The 6,329-nt window shown below is 62.1% G+C and carries 3 protein-coding genes and 1 rRNA gene; 1 reads left to right on the top strand and 3 read right to left on the bottom strand.

From position 1 onward, the window contains the following. The first annotated feature begins 227 nt into the window (after positions 1-227). Complete coding sequence (locus tag DIE02_RS23430; RefSeq protein WP_044844243.1) at positions 228-1,385, top strand: porin; 1,158 nt, start codon at positions 228-230, stop codon at positions 1,383-1,385. Positions 1,386-1,743: 358 nt separating this feature from the next. On the opposite strand, the gene DIE02_RS23435 is transcribed toward DIE02_RS23430, so the two are convergent. From DIE02_RS23435 to rrf, 3 genes are all read right to left on the bottom strand, one after another. Further along, positions 1,744-3,417 carry a long-chain fatty acid--CoA ligase gene (locus DIE02_RS23435; protein ID WP_124488217.1) on the bottom strand — a complete coding sequence of 558 codons (1,674 nt, stop codon included), beginning with the start codon at positions 3,415-3,417 and terminating at the stop codon, positions 1,744-1,746. A gap of 136 nt (positions 3,418-3,553) precedes the next feature. Next, a complete protein-coding gene (locus DIE02_RS23440; RefSeq protein WP_124488216.1) occupies positions 3,554-5,629 on the bottom strand; it encodes a molybdopterin-dependent oxidoreductase in 2,076 nt (691 codons plus the stop codon). Between the two features lie 391 nt (positions 5,630-6,020). Further along, positions 6,021-6,133: ribosomal RNA gene (rrf, locus tag DIE02_RS23445) — 5S ribosomal RNA — on the bottom strand. Positions 6,134-6,329: the final 196 nt, after the last annotated feature.

A 6,329-nucleotide genomic window follows, 5' to 3' on the forward strand; every position in this document is an offset into this window, starting at 1 on the left:
CGCTACGTAACCGACTTGATTATTCAGCGGAAATTGCGGTTAACCCGTGATTTTAACCATTGTTGCATAAAGGAAACATGGGAACCTTGAGCCACGGCATTTCGCTTTGTCGGAAAAATCGGCTTTGCTACATTACGTGCGACTTCTTGCGAAGTTGATGGGGCCCGTCAACACACCATAACTATCCGCCCCGCCAAAAAAATTCAGTGATTCTTGGAGATCCGTTAATGAAAAAGTCGCTTCTCGCGCTCGTCGCGCTGGGCGCGTTTGCTGGCGCTGCACATGCGCAAAGCAGCGTGACGCTTTACGGCATCATCGATGAAGGCTTCATCTTCAACAACAACGCCAAGGGCGGCCACCTGTACGGCCTGGCAAGCGGCGTGATGCAAGGCAGCCGCTTCGGCCTGCGCGGCACCGAAGATCTGGGCAGCGGCCTCAAGGCAATCTTCGTGCTCGAGAACGGTTTTGACGTCAACTCCGGCAAGCTCGGCCAGGGCGGCCTGATGTTCGGCCGCCAGGCTTACGTCGGCCTGTCGAGCCAGTACGGTACGGTCACGCTGGGTCGCCAGTACGACTCCGTCGTCGACTTCGTCGGCCCGCTCGAGGCAGGCGACCAGTGGGGCGGCTACATCGCCGCTCACCCGGGCGACCTCGACAACTTCAACAACGCTTACCGTGTGAACAACGCGGTCAAGTACACGAGCCCGACCTACGGCGGCTTCTCGTTCGGCGGCCTGTACAGCTTCGGCGGTCAAGCCGGCCAGTTCTCGAAGAACCAGGTCTGGTCGCTCGGCGCCGGTTACAACAACGGCCCGCTGGTGTTGGGTGTCGGCTACTTGAACGCACGTACGCCGGCGAACTTCGGCGGCATGTTCAATACGGGCGCGTCGGCTGCGGCGACGGCCGTGTCGTCGCCGGTCTACGGCGCGTATGCGAACAGCGCGAACACGTACCAGGTCATCGGTGCGGGCGGCGCATACACGTTCGGCGCAGCGACGATCGGCGCGACGTACTCGAACACGAAGTTCAAGGGCTTCTCGGTCGGTCCGTTCGTGAACCAGACCGCGACCTTCAACAACGGCGAAATCAACTTCAAGTATCAGTTGACCCCGGCATTGATCGTCGGTGCGGCGTACGACTACACGCAAGGCAGCAAGATCGACGGCAACTCGGCAGCCAAGTACCACCAGGGCTCGCTGGGCGTCGACTACTTCCTGTCGAAGCGCACGGACGTCTACGTGATCGGCGTGTACCAGCATGCATCGGGCAACACGCTCGACTCGGCAGGCAACGTCGTTCAGGCACATGCTTCGATCAACGGTCTCGATCCGTCGACGACCAGCAACCAGGTCGCGGCGCGTGTCGGTATCCGTCACAAGTTCTAATCAGCTTGCCTGACAAGCCGCAGCATCTTGAAGGCGCCTTCGGGCGCCTTTTCTTTTGGGGCTGCGAAGCGGTGTGCGGTGTGCGGTGTGCGGAATGATCGCCAGGTAACGCGCTCATGGCGACGAATCGTTCGCGATGCTGACTCGACACGAATGCCACGGTTTGCCGACTCCGGCATGCAGCGAAGTGCCGCCCACGTTCGAATCGAATCGGCTGCGGGCTGCCCGACCGGGGCGCTCCGCCCGCCGCGGCGCGCCCGGACGAACGCGAGCCGTTCCGATGTGGCGCGGCAGCCCTGATGCGCACCACAAACAAAAGAGCCCGGCACAGACCGGGCTCCTTCGTTCGACTTGAGTGTTACGCGCGTCCGTCGCGCAGCTCGCGCCGCAGGATTTTGCCGACGTTCGTCTTAGGCAGCTCCGTGCGGAACTCGACGAGTTTCGGCCGCTTGTAACCGGTGAGCCGCTCCTTGCAGTACGCGAGGATGTCCTTGTCGGTCAGCGCCGGATCCTTCTTCACGACGAACAGCTTCACGGCTTCGCCCGAGTGCTCGTCCGGCACGCCGACCGCCGCCACCTCGAACACCCCCGGATGCGACGCCACCACGTCCTCGACCTCGTTCGGATACACGTTGAAACCGGATACCAGGATCATGTCCTTCTTCCGGTCGACGATCTTCACGTAACCGCGCGCGTCCATCACGCCGACGTCACCGGTCTTGAAGAAACCGTCCGCGAACATGACCTTCGCGGTTTCTTCCGGGCGGTTCCAGTAGCCGGCCATGACCTGCGGCCCGCGGATGCAGATCTCGCCCGGCTCGCCGAGCGCGACGTTGTTGCCGGCGTCGTCGCGGATGGCAATTTCGGTCGACGGCAGCGGCAGGCCGATCGTCCCGCTGTACTCGGTCGCCGTCACGGGGTTGCAGGTCGCGACCGGCGACGTTTCGGACAGGCCGTACCCTTCGATGATCGCCGTTTGGGTCTTCTCGTACCAGCGCTTCGCGACGCCTTCCTGGATCGCCATGCCACCGCCGTTGGCGATCACGAGCTTCGACAGGTCGAGCTGGTTGAATTCGGGATGGTTCAGCATTGCGTTGTACAACGTGTTGACGGCGGGAATCGTCGAGATCTGGTATCCCTTCAGTTCCTTGATCATGCCGCCGATGTCGCGCGGATTCGGAATCAGGATGCCCATGCCGCCCGTGCGCATCGTCAGGAAGCCGCAGACCGTCAGCGCGAACACGTGATAGAGCGGCAGCGCGACAACCGTCACGAATTGCTTCACCTCCGGGTACTTCGCGTGCGCGGGATGGTGCCAGGCGCCGGCCTGCAGCACGTTCGACACGATGTTCCGGTGCAGCAGCGTCGCGCCCTTCGCGACACCCGTCGTACCGCCCGTGTACTGGAGGAACGCGACGTCGTCGGGGCCGATCTTCGGCGGCTTGAAGGTCTGCCGCGCCCCTTCGGACAGCGCGGCCTTGAAGCGCGTGAACGACGGGAGCTGCCAGGCCGGCACCATCTTCTTCACGTTGCGTACGACGTAATTGACGAGCCAGCCCTTGATGCCCAGCAGGTCGCCCATCGACGCGACCACGACATGCTTGACGTCGGTATTGGCGATAACGGCCTGCAACGTCGACGCGAAATTCTCGAGAATGACGATCGCCTCGGCCCCGCTGTCCTTCAGCTGATGTTCGAGCTCGCGCGGCGTATAGAGCGGGTTGACGTTGACGACGGTGTAGCCCGCGCGGAGCACGGCAACGATCGCCACCGGGTACTGCAGCACGTTCGGCATCATGAGCGCGACGCGTGCGCCGCGCTTCAGGCCACGCGACTGCAGCCACGCGCCGAACCGGCGTGACAGTGCATCGAGTTCGCCGTACGTGATGCTCTTGCCCATGCAGACGAACGCCTTGCGGTCGCGATACTGCCTGAAGCTCTCGTCGAGAAGATCCGGGACGGAAGGATATGGAGACGCGTCGATTTCGGCTGGAACGCCGGGTGGGTACGATTTCAGCCAAATTTTATCCATACCGCGCGTCTCCTCACTGATTTTCGAATGGTCGTGCTAAAACGCATCGTAGCGGCTCCCCCGTCCTGAGACAACAGGGTTAGATGTCCACTTCGAACTTTCGAACGCATTCGTCCGATCATATCTGGAAGTTCCGTCAAGTCCGCTCAACCTCCACCAAACAATCGTAAAAGGTCGCCGAGTTGCCGAGGTCGGTCAGCGCCTGACTCGTCACTTCGTTCGCGTTCCGACCGTCCGCCGACAATTTCTTCCACCAGATCGACAGTCCGACGACGAGCCCCGCCCGCGCGCGATCGGTCACTCTTGCGACCGCCTGCATCGATCCGCGGTCGTTGAATATGCGTACGACGTCGCCCTCCGCGATGCCGCGCGCATCGGCGTCGGCCGGGTGAATATCGAGATGCGGCTGGCCTTCCGTGCTGCGCAGGCTGTCCACGTTCACGAACGTGCTGTTCAGGAAGTGCCGGGCCGGCGGCGAAATCATCGCGAGCGGGTAGCGGGCGGCGAGTTCAGGCGCCGCCTCCGCCGATTCGAACGGCGGCAGGTAATCGGGCACCGGGTCCATGCCCATCTGCTCGAGTCGCGCGCTGTAGAACTCGCATTTGCCGGACGGTGTGCGAAAGCCGCCATTCGCGAAAGGCGCGTCCGCCACCTTGAGCTTCAGCCAGCCGGCACGCTTCAACGTCTCCCAGTCGCTGTCGAGTGCCGGATCGTCCCAGCGAAGCGCCGCCTGCGCGACCTCTTCGTCGCTGTGATAAAGCGCGGGCTCGTCCAGCCCCATGCTGCGCGCGATGCCGCGAAAGATTTCGGTGTTCGGTCGCGCGTCGCCGACCGGCGGAATCGCCGGCAGATTCGCCATCACATAGGTGTGGCCGTACGACTTGTGGACGTCGAGATGCTCGAGCTGCGTCGTGGCCGGCAACACAATGTCGGCGAAGTCGACGGTATCTGTCTTGAAGTGCTCGAGAACGACCGTGAACAGGTCTTCGCGCGCGAACCCCGCGGCTACTTTCGACGAGTCGGGGGCAACCGCAACCGGATTCGAGTTGTAGACGATCACTGCTTCGATCTTCGGCCCGAAAGTCGCGTCGCCCGGATGCAGCAGTGCATCGCCGATGGCATTCATGTTGATGATGCGCGGCAGTTTCTGCGGCCAGCCGGGCATCAGATCGGGGCGCAGCAGCGCCGCCTGACTGACCGGTGCAGATTCCGACGACGACAGCAGCAGCCCGCCGGCCCGGTCGCGCCACGCGCCCGTCAGCGCGGGCAGGCTCGCAATCGCGCGCACCGCGTTGCCGCCCCCGCGCACGCGCTGCATGCCGTAATTGAGGCGGATCGATGCCTTGCGGGTCGCGCCGTAACGACGTGCGAGTTCGATCAGTTCCGACGCCTCGATGCCGCAGATTTGCGCGACACGCTCCGGCGGATAGGACAGGGCTCGCGCCTTGAGCGCATCGAAGCCGAGCGTATGGCGTGCGATGTAGTCGTGATCGAGCAGATCCTCGGTGATCAGCACATGCATCATGCCGAGCGCGAACGCTCCGTCGGTGCCCGGTTTCAATGCGATGTGCTGATGGCATTTCTCTGCCGTCAGCGAGCGGTAGGGATCGATTGCGACGAGACGGGCGCCGCGACGCTTGGCTTCCTGCGCACGGGTCCAGAAATGCAGGCTGGAGGCGATCGGGTTGGCGCCCCAGATCAGGATCAACTCGCTTTCCTCGAAATGCTCGAGATGCATGCCGACGCTTCCGCCATACGTATAGCGCAGCCCTGCTGCGCCGGCCGCCGCGCAGATGGCCCGCTCGAGCCGGGACGCACCGAGTTTATGGAAGAACCGCTGGGCGATGCCTTCGCCCTGCACGAGCCCCATCGTTCCCGCGTAGCTGTACGGCAGGATCGCCTCCGGCGCGCGCGCGGCGATTTCGCCGAGACGACGACCGATCTCGTCGAATGCTTCGCTCCAGCTGATCGGCACGAAGCGCCCCTCCCCCTTCGCGCCCACGCGCTTGAGGGGAACAGTGAGTCGGTCGGGATGATGAACGCGGTCGGCGTATCGGCTGACTTTCGTACACAGCACGCCTTGCGTCGGCGGATGGTCGGGATCGCCCGCGACCTTGATCGCCCGACCGTTTTCGACGGTCACACGCATTGCGCACGTGTCCGGACAATCGTGCGGGCATACGGCCCGAGCTATCTGAGTGGCGGCGTTCATCGTTCTGGATGCTACTGGGGTGGAGATTCGCAAATTCTACGTGGCCACGCCGAATAAGGCGTCATTTCGCACGAGTTTCCGGCCTATTTGGCTAAAAAGCGGAGGCGGCGGATGGCGAATATCGATACGGGACGAACTTTGAAAAGTCGGTGCGACGATGTGGAGCGGGTATGAATGGTGCCAGGCCAGCGGCTTCGCCGAGTTCGCGCGAGTCGATTATTGACCGAAGATAGAAGCGAACAGGCGGGCGAATGGTCCTGGAGGATGGAAAGTGGATATGCGTTGCGGCTTGAGCAAAAAACGGGAGAGATTCGACGGCCTGAGATCGCGTATTTCTTTGCCGCAAATGCAAAAACCCCCGCCTTTCGGGCGGGGGTTTTTGGCTTAGGGAGCCTGACGATTACCTACTTTCACACGGGAATCCGCACTATCATCGGCGTAGAGTCGTTTCACGGTCCTGTTCGGGATGGGAAGGGGTGGGACCGACTCGCTATGGTCATCAGGCAAAGAGGGTTGTCACGTTGCTTGGCAACGCGACCAATCTGGGAAGAAGCAGTAATTTTGAGTTGTGTGTATCACACACGAGAATCCAACCAGTCCGACGCGCTCATCTTAGCGCGAGACAGACTTGTTATAGGATCAAGCCTTACGGGCAATTAGTATCAGTTAGCTGAACGCATTACTGCGCTTACACACCTGA

It is taken from the genome of Burkholderia sp. Bp8991, assembly GCF_003853795.1.
Taxonomy (GTDB): Bacteria; Pseudomonadota; Gammaproteobacteria; order Burkholderiales; family Burkholderiaceae; genus Burkholderia.